The following is a 17,759-nucleotide window of genomic DNA, read 5'->3' on the forward strand; positions in this document are numbered from 1 at the left end:
CGTTATCGCGCGGCCCAAAAGTTTTTGTGTGGCGCCAGCAGCTCGGCCTGCAGCTCGGCCACCGGGCCGATCACCTCAATGGCCTTTTGCCCGCGCGCGAACACCTCGCGGCAGGGCAGGGCCAGGGTGGGGTTTTCGGGGTGGTGGCCGGTGAGGGCCAGCAGCGCCTCTTCGCTGGCGCCGTACACCACGCGGCCGATGTGGGCCCAGTAAGCGGTGGCGGCGCACATGGCGCAGGGCTCAAAGGTGGTGACCAGGGTGCAGCCCCACAGGTAATCGGCCGGGTAGTTCAGCGAGGCGGTGCGCGCCAGCGTGGCCTCGGCGTGGTGCACCGTGTCAATGTTGCCCTGCTCGGCCAGCACCGTCTCGCCATCGGGCGCCACCAGCAGCGCCCCAAACGGGTGGCGGCCCATGCGTTGGGCGCGCAAAGCCACCTCGTTGGCGCGGCGCAGGTGGCGGGTGATCTGGTCAGGGCTCATGGCGTTCGCCAACATCGTGGAGTGAGGGGGAGTTGTCCAGGGGCACCGCGGAACCGGCTTCGCCGGGCCGCTGGTGCCGTCCCCCCCCCGCGCAGCAGGGGGGAAGCGCCGTCAGGCGCGCAGGGGGGGCTTAGTTCTGGCTCACCGCCTATGCGCCCAGGCCGTGGTGTGCTTCTCCACAAAGCTGAACAGCTCATACATCAGCATCGCCATCAGGCCCACCACCAGCAGGCCGCTGAAGGCCAGGCCCATCTGCATGGAGCTGCCGGCCGAGATCAGCAGGTAGCCGATGCCTTCGTTGGCGGCCGTCATTTCCGACACGGTGGTGCCCACGAAGGCCAGGGTGATGGCCACCTTGAGCGAGCCGTAGAAGTAGGGCAGCGAGCGCGGCAGGCCCACCTTCACGAGCACGTCCCATCGCTTGGCGCCCAGCACGCGCAGCACGTCTTCCAGCTCGGGCTCCAGCGTGGCCAGGCCGGTGGCGATGTTGACCATGATGGGGAAGAAGCTGATGAGAAAGGCCGTGAGGATGGCCGGGCCCGCGCCAATGCCGAACCACACCACCAGAATGGGCACGAAGGCGGCCTTGGGCAGCGCGTTGAAGGCCGTCATGAGCGGGTACACCGCCGCGTAGGCCAGGCGCGAGCTGCCAATCAGAAAGCCCAGCAGCACGCCCACCACGATGGCAATGCCAAAGCCCGCCATCGTCACCCAGAAGGTGCGCCAGGCGTGGCCCAGGATCACGGTGCTGTGCTCCATGGTCTGTGACCAGATGCGCGAGGGGCTGGGGAAGATGAATTCCGACACGCCAAAGCCGCTGGTGATCACCTCCCACACCACGACGATGGCCAGCAAGAGCAGCAGGGGCGACCAGCGTTCGATCTGTTTGCGTTTCATGGGGAAGACCTCACTGGTTGATGACGGCGCCGGCCTTGCGCATGGCGCCGATGTGGCCGCGCAGCTCGTGCACGATGTCGGTGAACTCCTTCGTGTAAGTCACCTCCAGGTCGCGCGTGCGGGGAATGGGAATCTCGCGGCGCACCACGAAGCGCCCCGGGCTCTTGCTCATGCAGTACACCGTGTCGGCCAGAAACACGCTCTCGCGCAGGTCGTGCGTCACCAGGATCACGTTGAACTGCTGCGCTTCCCACAGGTCGCGCAGCGTGCACCACAGCTCTTCGCGGGTGAAGGCGTCCAGCGCGCCAAAGGGCTCGTCGAGCAGCAGCATCTTGGGCTCGTGGATGAGCGCGCGGCAGATGCTGGCGCGCTGCTGCATGCCACCCGAGAGTTCCCAGGGGTACTTCTTCTCCATGCCGCCCAGGCCCACGCTGGCCAGCAGCTTCTTGGCGCGTTCCTCGAACTCTTTGCGCCGGTCTTTGAACTGGTGGCGAAAGGGCTCCACGATCTCCAGCGGCAGCAGCACGTTGTCCAGCGTGGTGCGCCAGGGCAGCAGGCTGGGCGCCTGAAACGCCATGCCCGAGATCTTCAGCGGCCCGGTCACGGGCTGGCCGTCGATGCGGATCTTGCCCATGCTGGGCATCTTCAGCCCGGTGGCCAGCTTCATGAAGGTGGACTTGCCACAACCCGAGGGGCCGACGATGGCGATGAACTCGCCACGGCCGACCTTCAGGTTGATGTCTTCCACCGCGAATTGGTTTTTGGCCAGCAGCTCGTCGTTGTAGGCCAGCCAGACCTGGTCGAAATCGACGAAGGGGGCGTTGTCTTGCATGGGCAATCCTGAAAAAAGGCCAGCCACCGCGCTGGGGGGCTGGCCGTGTCGCGCGAGGGTGGTGCCTTATTTCTTGGCTGGCGGCAGCACGTTCAGCTCGGCCGCGCTCGGCAGCATGCTGCCGTTCCAGATGGCGCTCGGGTCCACCCGGGTCTTGGTGCCATAGGCGTCTGACACCTGCGAGGCCATCAGCGACAGGCGGCCCGGGTTCACCTGGCCAAAGCCCTCGCGGCGCGCATCGGCGCTGGCCACCACCGAGTCCACCGCCAGTTGCAGGCGGCGCGTCTCCAGCGCCACGTTGATGATGCCGTCGCGCGCCTTCACCGTGTCAATGGCGGCGGCCGGGTTGGCCATGGCTTCCTTGGCGCCCTTGGCGAAGGCACTCAGAAAGGCCTTCACCGCGGCCGGGTTCTCCTTGATGAGCTTGGGGCTGGCGATCACCGCGTTGCCATAGAGCTTCACGCCGTGTTCGGCGTAGGGCAGGATCACCACGTCTTCGGTCTTCACGCCGCGCGCTTCCAGGTTGAGCAGCGAGGTGAAGGAGAAGCCGGTGATGGCGTCAATGTCGCCGCGCACCAGCATGGTCTCGCGCAGCGGCGGGTCCATCGAGGTCCAGGCCACGTTGCTCACGTTGTTGGCCTTCTGGAAAATGGGGAAGCCCTTGCGGCCCGCGTCAAACACCGGGGCGCCCAGCTTCTTGCCATTCAGGTCGGCCGGCTTGCTGATGCCGCTTTTCTTCAGCGCCAGCACGGCGGCCGGCGTGTTGTTGTAGACCATCATCACCGCCACCGGCTTGTTGGGCGCGTCGGGGTTGTTGGCGTGGAACTCCATGAGCGCGGCCACGTCGGCAAAGCCCATGTCGTAAGTGCCCGAGGCCACGCGGGTGACGGTGCCGCCCGAGCCGTTGCCGGCGTCAATGCTCACGTCCAGGCCCGCGGCCTTGTAGTAACCCTTGGCGGCCGACTGCAGGAACAACGCGGCCGGGCCTTCAAAGCGCCAGTCGAGCTGGAACTTGATCGGCGTCTGGGCGTGCGCCGTGCCGACGGCGGCCACGGTGGCCAGCGCGGCCACGGTCTTGAGGAAAAGGCGTTTGGTCATGGGAACTCCAGAGGCGCTAGGGGTTGAACGTGCCGAAAAGATTGCGTACAAGAACAGTTGCGCACAACCAAGCAAGGACGGTGCCAGCCAGCAGCCGCCCACACGCCTGAATGGCCTCAAGTGAGCACAAAACTTGTATACACATTGTTCGGCAGCGCTGGTCGGCCGACATCCTGAATAACCCTAGACGGTGCATCGCCAGGGTGGCCAGGCACCGCTTGGGTGCCTGTGCCGCGCCGCTGGCACCGTGGCGGTGCAGCGGTGCGGTGCGCTGGGCGCGGCCTGGTGCTCAGGGCAGGTTCACCGCGATCGGCGTGAGCCGCTGCGTCAGCTCGCGCAGCATGGCCAGGGCGTAGGGGTGTTCTTCGCGGCTGAGGCCTTCGCGGTTGGCGATCACGAACACCGTGCGCCCGGCCTTGCCCGATTCCTTGTACTCGGCGCCGTAGCGGTTCAGCACCGCGCGGGCGAGGTCGGCGTCGGTGGTCTGCACGGCGATGCGAATGGCCTTGCCGCTGTCGGGCAGTGCCTTGGCCGCCTGCATGGCGGTGTCGGTGGCCAGCAAGCGCTGTTCGGCCGAGAGGGCCGCCACGGCCACCGGGTTGGGCCCGAGCAGGGCGTTCCAGAGCAGGCGCTGGGTGCCGTCGGTCCAGCCGCGGAAGTTGGGGTCGAACGAGAACACCACGCTGCGGCCCAGGCCCACGGGCTCGTCCGCCACGGCGGTGCTGCCGGCCAGCTCGTCCACGCCAATGGCCAGGCCCGAGGTGCTCAGCGGGGCGGCGGGGAAGCTGGCCGCCGCCAGGCCGGGGCTGGCGAGCATCACGGCGTCGTCGTTGTACATCACCCAGGCGCTGCCCAGGTCTTGGGCCAGGGGGTTGAGCTGCGGGTCGGTGGGGCTGAACTGCACGCGAATCAGCGTGCCGGGCGCGGCGGTCTTGGAGGTGGACAGCACCACCGTGCTGATGCCGGTCTTCACGGCCAGCTCGGTGCCGCCCAGGTAGCCCACGTAGCGCCCGCCTTGCTCCACCCAGGCCCGCAGCGCCTTCTGCCCCCTGGTGCCCAGGGCCTTGAGCGCGCCGTTGGCGTAACCGTCAGGCACCAGCAGCACGTCCACGTCGCTCAGGCCGGCGGCGATTTGCGCGGCGCTCACCGAGCGGTAGGGCAGGCCCCACACCTGCTCGAACAGGTGGCGAACCGAGCCTGCCGATTCAAAGGCCGTGGCGTCGGCCATCTCGAACAGGCCGATGCGGGGCAGCGTGCTGGGCAGGGGCTGCGGGGCGGGGGCGGCTTGCAGCGGCGCCAGGCGGGCGCGGGCCGAGAGCACGTCGCGCGAAGAGCCGCCTGAGAGGTTCATCAGCAGCGGGTTGCTCCAGGCCGAGATGTCGTAGCTGAAGCTCACCGGGATGTAGGGGTCGTGGTGCAGCATGGCCTGCACCCAGTGCTTCTGGGGCTGGGCCATGGGAATCCAGTAGGTGCCCGCTGGCAGGGTGGTCGGGCCTTCGCTGCCGCCGTAGGGGCGGAAGTTCGCCACCGACAGCGGTTCCTGCAACTGCCACACCTGCACGTCCATGCGCTGCAAGCGGCGCACGAGCTTGGCCACGTCGCGCGCGCGGCTGGGGTCGGTGTTGGTGAGGAAGTAGTGCCGCACCAGCCCCGCGCCATTGCCCGGCAACTGCTGGTAGAGCGATTTGCCGTCGTAGGTGAGGGCGTTGGGCTGCAGGTCGCCCAGCGCGCCCTGCGCCTGCGCCTCGGCCTGCGAGGCGTGCCAGGCGGCGAGCACGCTGGCCTTCTGGCCAGAGGCCGCCCACAGCGACGACCACATGGCCAGGTAGTGCTCCTGCGTGCGGGTGGCGATGGACGCGCCGTTGTATTTCTCGAAGGTCATGCCCGCGGCGTGAAAGCCCACGGTGGGCACCGAGTCGCCGTAGATCATGGCGTAGAGGTCATACGGTGCGCCATGGAAATAGGGAATCTTTCGCTGGTCGAAGGTGGCGGCAATGGCGGGCGAATAGAGGCCGTTGATCCAGCCAAAGGCGGTCTGCGGTACCTCGTGGTAAGTGGGGTCGGCCGTGGGCGGGAAGAAGAAGCCCTTGATGCTGGTTTCGTGCGCGTCGATGTGCAGCACCGGGCGGTACTGGCGCATCAGCTCCAGCTTGCCCTCGGTCTCGGGCTGGGTGCGCGCGAACCAGTCGCGGTTCATGTCAAAGCCATACGCGTTGCGCCGCGTGTTGGCCGCGCGCCCGTCGGGGTTCTGGATGGGCAGCACCACCACGATGGCGTTGTCGCGAATTCGCTGGGCGGCGCAGTCTTCGCGGGCGGCCAGCTCGTAGAGCACGCGCAGCGCGGCGTCGGCCCCGCTTTCCTCATTGCCGTGCACGTTGGCGCTCACCCACAGAATGGCCGGCGTGCTGGCGGCCAGGCTGGCCACCACCGCGGGCGGGGTGCTCGGGTCGGCCAGTTGGCCAATGGCGGTGCGAATGGCCTCCAGGCCGGCGGGCGTGAGGCGGTCTTCGCGGCCCACGATGGCGTAGCCCAGGTCGCGCCCCTGCACCGAGCGGGCCGCCACGCCCGTGACCACGCGCGGGCTGGCGGCGTCCAGCGTCTGCATGTACAGGGCGGCCTCTTCGTTCGTCACCTCGCGGCTGCCCAAGGCAAAGCCCAGCACTTGCTCGGCCGTGGGCAAAGGGGTCAGGGGCGCGGCAGTGGCGGGAAAGGCGGGGCAGGTGGTGACGGCGCCCGTGGAGGGCTTGGCCGCCAGGGTGGCGCGGTCTGCCGAGGCCGGCGCATCGCCACCGCCGCCGCAGGCGCTCAGCAGCAGCGCCAGGGCCAAGGCGGCGCCCGCCAGGCGGGGCGTCCTTGCCCCATGGCCGGGGCCGGAAAGGAACGCGGGGCTGGCCACGGGCCAGCGGGGACCAGTCTTGTCCATGGAATGCCTCCTGCCACCTCGATCGAGCCGAACGATCTTGCGCCGCCGACCGAGCGCGGTCAACCGCCGACTGGAGGATTCGCCGGGCCAGGGGCGCGCCTGCCAGCAGGCACAAAAAAGCCGCCCGAAGGCGGCTTCTCAAGGCGGCAGGCGCTGGCTCAGTTGCCACTGCCCTTTTCGCCTTCCAGGCGCAGCATGCTGGCGCCTTCGCCCAGCGACACCAGGCCGGTCTTGGCGTAAATGCCCAGCTTGGCGCGGGTGTCGGTGATGTCGAGGTTGCGCATGGTGAGCTGGCCGATGCGGTCCAGCGGGCTGAACGGCGCGTCTTCCACCTTCTCCATCGACAGGCGCTCGGGCGCGTAGGTCAGGTTGGGCGACTCGGTGTTCAGGATGCTGTAGTCGTTGCCACGGCGCAGCTCCAGCGTCACCTCGCCGGTCACGGCGCGGGCCACCCAGCGCTGGGCGGTTTCGCGCAGCATGATGGCCTGCGGGTCGAACCAGCGGCCCTGGTACAGCAGGCGGCCCAGCTTGAGGCCGTTGATGCGGTACTGCTCGATGGTGTCTTCGTTGTGGATGCCGGTGACCAGGCGCTCGTAGGCGATGTGCAGCAGCGCCATGCCGGGGGCTTCGTAGATGCCGCGGCTCTTGGCTTCGATGATGCGGTTCTCGATCTGGTCGCTCATGCCCAGGCCGTGGCGCCCGCCGATCTCGTTGGCCTTCATGATCAGGTCCACCGGGCTGGCGAAGGTCTGGCCGTTCAGGGCCACGGGTTGGCCTTCCTCGAAGCGCACGGTCACTTCTTCGGCCTTTACCACGCAGTCTTCGCGCCAGAACGGCACGCCCATGATGGGGTTGACGATGCGGATGCCGCTGTTCAGGTGCTCCAGGTCTTTGGCCTCGTGGGTGGCGCCCAGCATGTTGCTGTCGGTGCTGTAGGCCTTCTCCACGCTCATCTTGTAGTCAAAGCCGTTGGCGATGAGGAACTCGCTCATCTCCTTGCGGCCGCCCAGCTCGTCGATGAAGGTCTGGTCCAGCCAGGGCTTGTAGATCTTCAGGCTCGGGTTGGTGAGCAGGCCGTAGCGGTAGAAGCGCTCGATGTCGTTGCCCTTGAAGGTCGAGCCGTCGCCCCAGATGTGGACGTCGTCTTCCTTCATGGCCGCCACCAGCATGGTGCCGGTCACGGCGCGGCCCAGCGGGGTGGTGTTGAAGTAGGTGATGCCGCCGGTGCTGATGTGAAACGCGCTGCACTGGATGGCCGCAATGCCTTCGTGCGCCAGTTGCAGGCGGCAGTCGATCAGGCGGGCCTGCTCGGCGCCATAGGCCATGGCCTTGCGCGGAATCTCTTCGTAGTCGCTCTCGTCGGGCTGGCCGAGGTTGGCGGTGTAGGCAAAGGGCAGGGCGCCCTTCTTCTTCATCCACAGCAGGGCGGCGGAGGTGTCCAGGCCGCCAGAGAAGGCGATGCCGACTTTTTGCCCCTTGGGCAGGTGTTGCAGGATGGTGGCCATGTGGGTTCAGCCGAAGTGGCAGATGTAGTGGTAGGGCTCGGTCACGCGGATCTGGAAGCTGCTGTTGCCCGGCACGTTGAACTTGTCGCCAGGGCCGCTCTTGACCCATTCGGTGGCGCCGCTGAGCAGGTACTCGCACGAGCCGGCCACGCATTCCATGATCTCGGGCGCGCCGGTGTTGAAGGTCAGCGTGGCGGGCAGAACCACGCCCACCGACTTCTTGGTGCCGTCGGCCAGGGTGATGCCGTGGCTCACGCACTTGCCGTCAAAGTACACATTGGCCTGGGTGGCGACGGTCACGCCGCTGAATTGGGTGGTGCTCATTTGGGAATAGGGCTGGTGAAGGCGAAACCGCGATTTTAGGCCGGGCCCACGCGCGCTCAGCGGCGCTGGGCCCAGGCGGCGGCGTCAAAGCCCACGGTGACGGCGCCGTCGCCCCACTGCACCACGGGGCGTTTGATCAGGCTGGGGTGGGCCAGCAGCGCGGCGCGGGCGCTGTCGGCGTCCACCACGGCGGCGCGCGTGGCCTCGTCCAGCCCGCGCCAGGTGGTGCCCTTGCGGTTCACCAGCGTTTCCCAGCCCACGGCCTGCAGCCACTGGGCCAGCGCGCCCTCGGGCACGCCCTGTTTCTTGAAATCGTGGAAGGTGTAGGCCAGGCCCTGCTCGGTGAGCCAGGTGCGGGCTTTCTTGACGGTGTCGCAGTTGGGAATGCCGTGAACGGTGATCATGGGAAGACCTCGAAGCGGGGAGGGGGCAGGGGGAGGCGGCATACTCGCGGCCGCGCCGCCACCGGGTGGCGCGTGACACGCAGCAGCATGGACCAGTTTGACGGGATCTTTGAATCGTACGCGAGCCATTTCGCGGCCCACGGCGCGCGGCCCGACCGCGAGTCGCGCGCGCCCTGGGCCTTCGCCCGCCTGTGGGACGAGCGCGGCTGGCGGCCCGACCCGGCCCGCACCGTGCTGGTCACCGGCAGCAAGGGCAAGGGCACCGTCACCCGCCACCTGGCCTGGAACCTGCAGGCCCAGGGCCCGGTGGGCCTGGTGCTCAGCCCCGAAGAGCGCGGCCACCTGGACCGCCTGCGCATCGACAACCAGCCCATCGACGCCGCCACCTTCGATCGCCTGTGGCAAGACATCGCCCGCCACCAGCCCGCCATGGCGGCCCAGGCCGGCGAGGGCCGCTACCTCTCGCCCACCGGCTGGTTCCTCTCGGTGGGCCTGGCCTGGTTTCGCGAGCGCGGGGTGCGCTGGGTGGTGATCGAAGGCGGGCGTGGCGTGCGCTTTGACGAAATCGGCCCGCTTGACGCCGCCCTGGCCGTGGTCACCTCGGTGCATGGCGAGCACCTCAAGGCCATCGGCCCCACCGTGGCCGACATCTGGGACGACAAGCTCTCGCTGGCCCCGCGCGCGCAGCGTCTGGTGGTGGGCCAGCAGGTGGCCGAACAGGCCGTGGCCCTGGGGCGCACCCTGCCGGCCCATGCCCAGGTGTCGCCCGCGCCGCCCGCGCTGGGCGACGGCAGCGTGCCGGCCTGGCTGGCAACGGACCGCCAGATCGCCGCCGACGCCCTGGCCGCCCTGGCGCCCGGGCTGCCCTTTCGCTGGTTCGGCTCGCCCTCGTTCACCGACACCCGCCTGGGCGACGTGCCCGCCTGGCTGGAGCCGGTGGTGCACCCCGATTCGCTGGACGACGCCTTTCTGCACCGCTTGGCCCGCGAGGGCGCGGCCGTGGTGTTGGGCCTGCCCGACGACAAGGCCGTGGCCGGCATCCTGGCCCGCCTGCGCGCGGCCGGCCTGCGCGACCTGGCCGCCTTCACCTTGACCAGCCCGGTCGGCCATGTGCGGTCTGACTGGCTGGTCGAGCACCCCGACGTGGCGCCCCTGGGCCTGCTGGACGTGGTGTTTCCTGATGTGGCCGCCGCCCGCCAGCGGCTGGTCCAGCACGCCGACTCGCGCCGGGGCCTGTATGTCATCGGCGTGCAGGTGTTCACCCGCACCATGCGGGCTGTCTTTGGCATTCACCTGGGAGGCCCTGAGCCTTGTCCACCGACCACCTGACCTTTCTGTGCCTGTCCTTCCGTGGCTCGGAGCGCGTGTCCACCGACACCGGCGCCCGCCTGGACACCCTGCGCCACCGCGAGAGCGCGTTTGACGCCCTGGTGGCCAGCGGCCTGCCCGCCAGCCAGGCCCCCGCCATGGCCGAGCGCGCCCGCACCGCCTTGATGGGCGCGCGCTCCACCGCCATCTTTCACGCCCAGTTCGGGCGCCTGTTCTCGCGGGCTCGGGTCATCGATGAGCTGCCCGACGAGGTGATCGCCCTCAACGTGGACCGCACCCAGGGCCACTTCCGGGTGGCCGCGGCGGTGCTGGCGCACAGCGCCTGCAGCGACCTGGACGGTGTCGAGGGCGACGACCTGGTGCTGGTGCTGGCCCTGCGCCCCACGGCAGAGGCCCCCACCCAGCACATCAACGGCCGCTTCGCCACCCAGCAGGCCCTGCACGATTGCCTGGCCGGCTGGCAATGGGCCTGGCCGCGCACGGCAACGCCCTTCAGCGAGCGCTTTCGCCCCGGCATGTACCTGGTGCCGGGTGGGCCTGCCGACGCCCAGGCGCCGGCGGGCGAGCTGGTGGCCCAGGCCTGCGCCACCGCCTACTTCTTCTACTGTTGGCTCGTGTGCCAGCGAATTGAGCGCAATTTGCTCGCGGTCAGCGTGAACGGCGACTGGGACGAAGAGTTCCGCCGCCTGCTGCTGGTGAGAAAGCAGGTGGTGGCCGCGCGCAAGACAGCCCTGCTCAAAAACCGGGCCTTCCCCGGCTCGCCCCTGCTGGAACACATCTTCCGCTGCCTGGAGGTGCTGCGCCTGGAAATGCAGCTCAGCTACCTGACCGAGCAGGCCGAAGAAACCACCAAGGCCCTGGAGATGCAGAACGCCTACGTCACCTCGGCGCGCATCAAGTCCATCGAGATGATCGTCTTCGTCAGCACCATCCTGGGCCTGGCCCTGGCGGTAAACGCGCTGCAGATGAAGCCCTTCTACGACGAGGCCACCGACAATGCGCTGCGTCGCCCCATCTTCTGGTGGGTGTTCGCCGTCATCATCGGCGCGGGCATCGTGCTGTGGGGCGTGCTCACCCAATGGAGCCGCACGCGCAAGATCGTGCGCTGGCTCAAGAAACGCCTGTCTTCCCGCACCGAACCATGACCGCCACATCCCCCGATACCCTTGCGCGCCCCTGGCAGCGCATCCGCGACGAGTTCGAGGCCGCCGGCATCGAGCTGGGCCTGGACCGCGTGCGCGCCTGCTGGGCCGAGTCGCCCTTCAGCCAACTGCCCGCGCCGGTGTGCATCACCGTGGCCGGCACCAACGGCAAGGGCTCCACCGTGGCCCTGCTCAACACCATCTACAGCCAGTCGGGCTACCGCACCGGCGTGTACACCTCGCCTCACCTGGTGCGCTTCCATGAGCGCATCGCCCTGGGCGGTGACCTCATCGACGACGAGCAGCTCGACGAGCTTTACCTGCACTTCGAGCCCGGCGCGCGGCGCCACCGCCTCACCCAGTTCGAGATCGACACCGTGGTGGCCCTGGCCGCCATCTGGCGCGCGCGGGTGGACGTGGCCATTCTGGAAGTGGGCGTGGGCGGGCGGCTGGACGCGGTGAACATCATCGACCCCGACTGCGCCGTCATCACCAGCATCGCCCTGGACCACATGGCCCTGCTCGGCCCCGACCGCGAGGCCATTGGTTACGAGAAGGCCGGCATCATGCGCACCGGCCGCCCGGTGGTGCTGAGCGACCCCATGCCGCCGCAAAGCGTGCTGGACCGCGCCAAAGAGATCGACGCCGACCTCTGGCGCATCGGCCTCGATTTCCACTTCGCCGGCGACAAGCAGCAATGGGGCTGGGCCACGCACCCGTCGCGCGGCGGGCGCCGCTACAGCGGCCTGGCCTACCCGGCCCTGCGCGGCGCCAACCAGTTGGTGAACGCCGCTGGTGTGCTGGCCGCCCTTGAGGCCCTGCGCCCGCGCCTGCCGGTCACGGCCCAGTCGGTGCGCGCCGGCCTGGCCCTGGTGGAGCTGCCCGGGCGTTTCCAGATCGTGCCCGGCACGCCCACCCTGGTGCTGGACGTGGCCCACAACCCGCACTCGGTGGCCGCGCTGGCCGAAAACCTCGACGCCATGGGCTACCACCCCACCACCCACGCGGTGTTCGGCGCCATGGCCGACAAAGACCTGGCCGCCATGGTGGGGCGCGTGGCCCCGCTCATCGACCGCTGGTACCTGACCGATCTGCCCCTGCCGCGCGCCATCGCGGCACCGGCCCTGGCCGAGCTCATGGAGCAGGTGCCAGGCTGCCAGGGCAAGGTGGCCGGCTGCCACGCCAACCCCGCCCAGGCCCTGGCCGCGGCGGTGGCCGCCGCAGACCCGGCTGATAGAATCGTGGTCTTCGGATCGTTCTACACCGTCGGCGGCGTGTTGCAGGACGGCGTGCCCCGACTGGCCGCCAAGCACCTGGCCCCCTGAACCCGTACTGGCCACCCGCGTGGCCTTCCCTACCGCATGATCAGTTCCCGCTCCGCATCCCAGGGCAATCCCCCGGCTCCTCCGCAGAGCGTCGAAGCGGTGCGGCGGCGGGCCCGCCACCGCCTCATTGGCGCCAGCGTGCTGGTGCTGCTGGGCGTGATCGGCTTCCCCCTGCTGTTTGACACCCAGCCGCGCCCCATCGCGGTGGACATTCCCATCGACATTCCCTCGCGCCAGGCACCGGCCGCACCGGCCAAGGCCGCCCCCGCGCCCGAAGCCAAGCCCGCCGAGCAGGCCGCGCCCGAGCCGACACGCGCCGCGCCGCTGCCCATGATCACCGAGGAAAAGGTGGCGGATAAGGCGGCGGAAAAGCCCGAGGCCAAGGCACCCGCGCAAGCCGAGGCCAAGGCCGAGCCCAAGCCAGAACCCAAACCCCAGTCCGAACCCAAGCCCGCCGCGCCCAGCGAGGCCGCCCGTGCCGCCGCGCTGCTGGAGGGCAAGACCCCGGCCGCCTCCACCGAGGTGCAGCGTGTGGTGGTGCAGGTGGGTGCCTTCGCCGAAGAGGCCCGCGCCCGCGAGGTGCGCCAGAAGCTCGAGCGTGCTGGACTGAAGACTTACACCCATGTGGCCCAGACTGCCGAGGGGCGGCGCATCCGCGTTCGTCTGGGCCCGTTTGACAGTCGAGCCGAGGCCGAAAAGGCTGCTGCTCGCGTCAAGGCCCTGGGCCTGAGCGCCGCCATCCTCACCCTCTGATCGTTGCGGGGCGGGTGAACATGGTCGCGACCGATTGGGTGCTGCTGGCGGTGCTGCTGTTGTCGGTGGCGCTGGGCCTGTGGCGCGGCCTCATGTACGAGGTGCTGTCGGTGGCGGGTTGGGTGGCGGCCTTTGTGCTGGCCCAGGCCTATGCGGCCGATGTGGGCCAGTGGCTGCCCACCGACGGCCTGTCGCCGGCGGTGCGGCTGGTGGTGGGGTTTGTGTTGATCTTTATCGCGGTGGCCTTCTCCGGGGGGCTCATCGCCTGGGCGGTGCAGAAGCTGGTGGCCTCGGTGGGCCTGCGGCCGGTGGACCGCCTGCTGGGTGGGGCTTTTGGCCTGGCGCGTGGCGTGGTGATTCTGCTGGCGGCGGCACTGGTGGTGACCGTGCTGCAGTTGCAATCGGCGCCCTGGTGGCAGCAATCGGCCGTGGCCGGTGTGCTGTCGTCCACCCTGCATGACATTCGGCCGCTGCTCCCCGAGGCAGTGGCCCGCTACATACCGTAAGACTTTTCGAAGGATCCAGACATGTGTGGAATCGTGGGCGTGGTCAGCCAGGCACCGGTGAATCAGCTCATCTATGACGCGTTGCTGCTGCTGCAGCACCGCGGCCAAGACGCCGCCGGCATCGTCACCCAGCAAGAGCGCAAGTTCTTCATGCACAAGGCCAAGGGCATGGTGCGCGACGTGTTCCGCACCCGCAACATGCGCGCCCTGCCGGGCAACTGCGGCCTGGGTCAGGTGCGCTACCCCACCGCCGGCAACGCCTACAGCGAAGAAGAGGCCCAGCCCTTCTACGTGAACGCGCCCTTCGGCCTGGTGCTGGTGCACAACGGCAACCTCACCAACGCCCACGCGCTCAAACAAGAGCTGTTCCAGACCGACCACCGCCACATCAACACCGAGAGCGATTCCGAGGTGCTGCTCAACGTGCTGGCGCACGAACTGGAAAAGGTCTCGCGCGGCAACTCGCTCAAGCCCGCTGACGTGTTCGCCGCCGTGCGCGGCGTGCACCAGCGCGTGAAGGGCTCATATGCCGTGGTGGCGCTGATTGCCGGCCACGGCCTGCTGGCCTTCCGCGACCCCTTCGGCATCCGCCCCCTGTGCATCGGCCGCCAGGGCGACAGCGTGATGGTGGCCAGCGAATCGGTCACCCTGGAAGGCACTGGCTTCGAGCTGGAGCGCGACGTGGCGCCCGGCGAGGCGGTGTTCGTGTCGCTCGATGGCAAGGCCCAGTTCGAGCAGTGCGCCGCGAACCCCTCGCTCAAGCCCTGCATCTTTGAATACGTGTACCTGGCGCGGCCCGACTCGGTCATCAACGGCGTGTCGGTGTACCAGTCGCGACTGAACCTGGGCGCCTCGCTGGCCAAGCGCGTGATCTCCACCGTGCCGCCCAACGAGATCGACGTCGTGATCCCCATTCCCGAGTCCTCGCGCCCCAGCGCCATGGAGCTGGCCCAGCTCATCGGCCGCCCCTACCGCGAAGGCTTTGTGAAGAACCGCTACGTCGGCCGCACCTTCATCATGCCCGGCCAGGGCGTGCGCAAGAAGTCGGTGCGCCAGAAGCTCAATGTGATCGGCAGCGAATTCAAGGGCCGCAACGTGTTGCTGGTGGACGACTCCATCGTGCGCGGCACCACCTCGAAAGAGATCGTGCAAATGGCGCGCGACGCCGGCGCCGCCAAGGTCTACCTGGCCAGTGCCGCGCCCCCGGTGCGCTTCCCCAACGTGTACGGCATCGACATGCCCACGCCCGAAGAGCTGGTGGCCCACGACCGCACCGTCGATCAGATTCGCGAGCTCATCGGCTGCGACGCCCTGATCTACCAGGACGTGGACGCCATGAAGCACGCGGTGGCCTCGCTCAACCCCGCGCTCGACGGCTTTGATGCCTCGTGCTTTGACGGCGTGTACGTCACCGGCGACATCACCGCCCACGACATCGCCCGCCTGAACCAGTCGCGCCCGCAGGCCGAAGAGGGCCAGGAAGACACCTCGCGCCTGGCCTTGCCCAACTCGCAGGAGTCTTGATGAGCGAGCAGCCCCTGCACCGAGACACCCTGGCGGTGCGCGCCGCCGCCGAGCGCAGCCAGTACGGCGAAAACTCCGAGGCGCTCTACCTCACCAGCGGCTACGTGCAGCCCAGCGCCGAGGCCGCCGCCCGCCGCTTCGCCGGCGACGAAGACGGCTTCACCTACGGCCGCTACGGCAACCCCACCGTGGCCAGCTTCGAGCAGCGCCTGGCCGCGCTCGAAGGCGCCGAGGCCTGCATCTCCACCGCCTCGGGCATGTCGGCCATCCTCATGATGTGCATGGGCCTGCTCAAGGCCGGCGACCACGTGGTGTGCTCGCGCTCCATGTTCGGCTCCACCATCAAGCTCATCGGCAGCGACCTGGCCAAGTTCGGCGTCGAGTCGAGCTTCGTGCCCCAGACCGACCTGGCCGCCTGGAAGGCCGCCATCAAGCCCAACACCCGGCTGCTGTTCGCCGAAACGCCCACCAACCCCCTCACCGAGGTGTGCGACATCCGCGCCCTGGCCGACCTGGCCCACAACGCCGGCGCCTTGCTCTGCGTGGACAACTGCTTCGCCACCCCGGCCCTGCAGCAGCCCATCGCGCTGGGCGCTGACATCGTCATGCACTCGGGCACCAAGTACCTGGATGGCCAGGGCCGCGTGATGGCCGGTGCCCTGTGCTCCACGCAAGAGCGCGTCAACAAGGTCTTCCTGCCCGTGCTCAAGAGCGCCGGCATGACGCTGGCGCCCTTCAACGCCTGGGTCGTGCTCAAGGGCCTGGAGACGCTGGACATCCGCATGCGCGCCCAGTCCGAGCGCGCCCTGGGCCTGGCCCGCTGGCTCGAAGCCCACCCCTCGGTCGAGCGCGTGTACTACCCCGGCCTGCCCAGCCACCCGCAGCACCAGCTCGCCCTGGCCCAGCAATCGGGCAACGGCGGCGCCGTGCTGTCCTTCGTGGTGAAGGCAGCCGACGCCGACCAGGCCCGCGCCCGCGCCTTCCACGTGCTCGACTCCTTGAAGGTGATGTCGCTGTCCACCAACCTGGGTGACACCAAAACCCTCATGGCCCACCCCGCCAGCACCTCGCACGGCCGCCTCACCGAAGCCCAGCGCCAGGACGCCGGCGTGGTGCAAGGCCTGATCCGCGTGGCCGTGGGCCTCGAACACCTCAACGACATTCAGGCCGACCTTGACCGCGGCCTCTCCTCGCTCTGACATGACCCAGCACGTCCGCACCCGCTTCGCTCCGTCGCCCACCGGTTTCATCCACCTGGGCAACATCCGCTCGGCCCTCTACCCCTGGGCCTTCGCGCGCTCGCAAAAGGGCGACTTCATCCTTCGCATCGAAGACACCGACCTGGAGCGTTCCACCCAGGCCGCGGTGGACGTGATCATCGAAGGCATGCAGTGGCTCGGCCTGGACCACGACGAAGGGCCCTTCTACCAAATGCAGCGCATGGACCGCTACAAGGAAGTGCTGGCCCAGTTGCAGGCCAGCGGCCATGTGTACCCCTGCTACATGAGCGTGGAAGAACTCGACGCCCTGCGCGAGCGCCAGATGGCCGCCAAGCAAAAGCCCCGTTACGACGGCACCTGGCGCCCCGAGCCCGGCAAGGTGCTGCCGCCCGTGCCCGAGGGCGTGAAGCCCGTGCTGCGCTTCAAGAACCCGCAAGATGGCGTGGTGGCCTGGGACGACAAGGTCAAGGGCCGCATCGAGATCCGCAACGAAGAACTCGATGACCTCGTCATCGCCCGCCCCGACGGCACCCCCACCTACAACTTCTGCGTGGTGGTGGACGACATCGACATGCGCATCACCCACGTGATCCGCGGCGACGACCACGTCAACAACACCCCGCGCCAGATCAACATCTTCCGCGCCCTCGGCCAAGAGCCGCCGGTGTACGCCCACCTGCCCACCGTGCTGAACGAGCAGGGCGAGAAGATGAGCAAGCGCAACGGCGCCAAGCCCGTCACCCAGTACCGCGACGAAGGCTACCTGCCCGACGCCATGGTGAATTACCTCGCCCGTCTGGGCTGGAGCCACGGCGACGACGAAATCTTCAGCCGCGAGCAGTTCCTGCAGTGGTTCGATCTGGACCACCTTGGCCGCAGCGCCGCGCAGTTCGACGAAGCCAAGCTGCGCTGGGTGAACGCCCAACACCTCAAGGCCATGGCCGACGACGCCCTGGCCCCGCTGGTGGCCGAGCAGCTCAAGAAGCGCGGCATTGACGCCGACGAGCGCCTGCCCCGCATCTGCGGCCTGTTCAAAGACCGCTGCGACACCACCGTGGCCCTGGCCCATTGGGCCGCGCTGTTCTACACAGACGCCGCCCCCAGCGCTGACGACCTGGCCCAGCACGTCACCGACGCGGTGAAGCCCGCCATTGATTCGCTGGTGCGCCAGCTCGACGCCTGCACCTGGGACAAGGCCGGCATCGGCGCCGCCATCAAGGCCGTGCTGGCCGAGCACGGCTTGAAGATGCCCCAGCTCGCCATGCCGGTGCGGGTGCTCACCATGGGCACCCCCCAGACGCCATCCCTTGATGCGGTGCTCGAACTGCAAGACCGAAAAAAAATTTTGGGCCTCTTGCAAAAACGCTAAAAACCTCTCTATAATTCGAGGCTTACCGGAACACGCAACGAATCGAAAGATTCAGAGCCAAACTGGTAACCCTGTGGGGGTATAGCTCAGCTGGGAGAGCGCTTGCATGGCATGCAAGAGGTCAGCGGT

16 protein-coding genes are annotated in these 17,759 nt (G+C 68.5%); 8 read left to right on the forward strand and 8 right to left on the reverse strand.

Features of this window, described 5'->3' with window-relative positions; all coding sequences use genetic code 11:
* Nucleotides 1-2: 2 nt before the first annotated feature.
* The 8 genes from ACE3RQ_RS10195 to ACE3RQ_RS10230 form a co-directional block, all read right to left on the reverse strand.
* A complete protein-coding gene (locus ACE3RQ_RS10195) occupies nt 3-479 on the reverse strand; it encodes a nucleoside deaminase (protein ID WP_374521860.1) in 477 nt (158 codons plus the stop codon).
* Between the two features lie 141 nt (nt 480-620).
* Entirely contained in the window at nt 621-1,376 is a 756-nt protein-coding gene (locus ACE3RQ_RS10200) for an ABC transporter permease (protein WP_374521861.1), read from the reverse strand.
* A 10-nt stretch (nt 1,377-1,386) separates the two neighbouring features.
* Nucleotides 1,387-2,208, reverse strand: a complete 822-nt coding sequence (locus ACE3RQ_RS10205) for an ABC transporter ATP-binding protein (protein ID WP_374521862.1) — start codon at nt 2,206-2,208, stop codon at nt 1,387-1,389.
* Nucleotides 2,209-2,274: 66 nt separating this feature from the next.
* Entirely contained in the window at nt 2,275-3,306 is a 1,032-nt protein-coding gene (locus tag ACE3RQ_RS10210; RefSeq protein ID WP_374521863.1) for an ABC transporter substrate-binding protein, read from the reverse strand.
* A 289-nt stretch (nt 3,307-3,595) separates the two neighbouring features.
* Nucleotides 3,596-6,229, reverse strand: coding sequence for a M14 family zinc carboxypeptidase (locus ACE3RQ_RS10215; protein ID WP_374521864.1), 2,634 nt, complete (start codon nt 6,227-6,229; stop codon nt 3,596-3,598).
* Nucleotides 6,230-6,387: 158 nt separating this feature from the next.
* Nucleotides 6,388-7,734 (reverse strand): argininosuccinate synthase, encoded by a 1,347-nt coding sequence (argG, locus tag ACE3RQ_RS10220; protein ID WP_374521865.1) that lies wholly within the window; start codon nt 7,732-7,734, stop codon nt 6,388-6,390.
* A 6-nt stretch (nt 7,735-7,740) separates the two neighbouring features.
* Nucleotides 7,741-8,058, reverse strand: coding sequence for a pyrimidine/purine nucleoside phosphorylase (locus ACE3RQ_RS10225; RefSeq protein ID WP_374521866.1), 318 nt, complete (start codon nt 8,056-8,058; stop codon nt 7,741-7,743).
* 56 nt (nt 8,059-8,114) lie between these two features.
* Complete coding sequence (locus ACE3RQ_RS10230) at nt 8,115-8,462, reverse strand: ArsC family reductase (RefSeq protein WP_374521867.1); 348 nt, start codon at nt 8,460-8,462, stop codon at nt 8,115-8,117.
* An 87-nt stretch (nt 8,463-8,549) separates the two neighbouring features.
* Between ACE3RQ_RS10230 and ACE3RQ_RS10235 the strand changes: the two genes are divergently transcribed.
* From ACE3RQ_RS10235 to gltX, 8 genes are read left to right on the forward strand one after another with little or no spacing between them, the layout of a single operon-like run.
* Entirely contained in the window at nt 8,550-9,791 is a 1,242-nt protein-coding gene (locus ACE3RQ_RS10235) for a hypothetical protein (protein WP_374521868.1), read from the forward strand.
* Entirely contained in the window at nt 9,773-10,936 is a 1,164-nt protein-coding gene (locus tag ACE3RQ_RS10240; RefSeq protein WP_374521869.1) for a hypothetical protein, read from the forward strand. Before ACE3RQ_RS10235 ends, ACE3RQ_RS10240 begins: the two co-directional genes overlap by 19 nt.
* The gene (locus ACE3RQ_RS10245; RefSeq protein WP_374521870.1) at nt 10,933-12,258 is read left to right on the forward strand and encodes a folylpolyglutamate synthase/dihydrofolate synthase family protein; all 1,326 of its coding nucleotides are present in this window, start codon (nt 10,933-10,935) and stop codon (nt 12,256-12,258) included. The genes ACE3RQ_RS10240 and ACE3RQ_RS10245 overlap by 4 nt, the downstream gene beginning before the upstream one ends.
* A gap of 36 nt (nt 12,259-12,294) precedes the next feature.
* Nucleotides 12,295-13,011 (forward strand): SPOR domain-containing protein, encoded by a 717-nt coding sequence (locus tag ACE3RQ_RS10250; protein ID WP_374521871.1) that lies wholly within the window; start codon nt 12,295-12,297, stop codon nt 13,009-13,011.
* 20 nt (nt 13,012-13,031) lie between these two features.
* Complete coding sequence (locus ACE3RQ_RS10255) at nt 13,032-13,517, forward strand: CvpA family protein (protein WP_374521872.1); 486 nt, start codon at nt 13,032-13,034, stop codon at nt 13,515-13,517.
* A 21-nt stretch (nt 13,518-13,538) separates the two neighbouring features.
* Nucleotides 13,539-15,041 (forward strand): amidophosphoribosyltransferase, encoded by a 1,503-nt coding sequence (gene purF / locus ACE3RQ_RS10260; RefSeq protein WP_374521873.1) that lies wholly within the window; start codon nt 13,539-13,541, stop codon nt 15,039-15,041.
* A complete protein-coding gene (locus ACE3RQ_RS10265) occupies nt 15,041-16,240 on the forward strand; it encodes an O-succinylhomoserine sulfhydrylase (RefSeq protein WP_374521874.1) in 1,200 nt (399 codons plus the stop codon). Before purF ends, ACE3RQ_RS10265 begins: the two co-directional genes overlap by 1 nt.
* Before the next feature lies 1 nt (nt 16,241).
* Nucleotides 16,242-17,630 carry a glutamate--tRNA ligase gene (gene gltX / locus ACE3RQ_RS10270; RefSeq protein ID WP_374521875.1) on the forward strand — a complete coding sequence of 463 codons (1,389 nt, stop codon included), beginning with the start codon at nt 16,242-16,244 and terminating at the stop codon, nt 17,628-17,630.
* Nucleotides 17,631-17,759: the final 129 nt, after the last annotated feature.

The organism is Hydrogenophaga sp., assembly GCF_041913525.1.
GTDB lineage: Bacteria > Pseudomonadota > Gammaproteobacteria > Burkholderiales > Burkholderiaceae_C > Hydrogenophaga.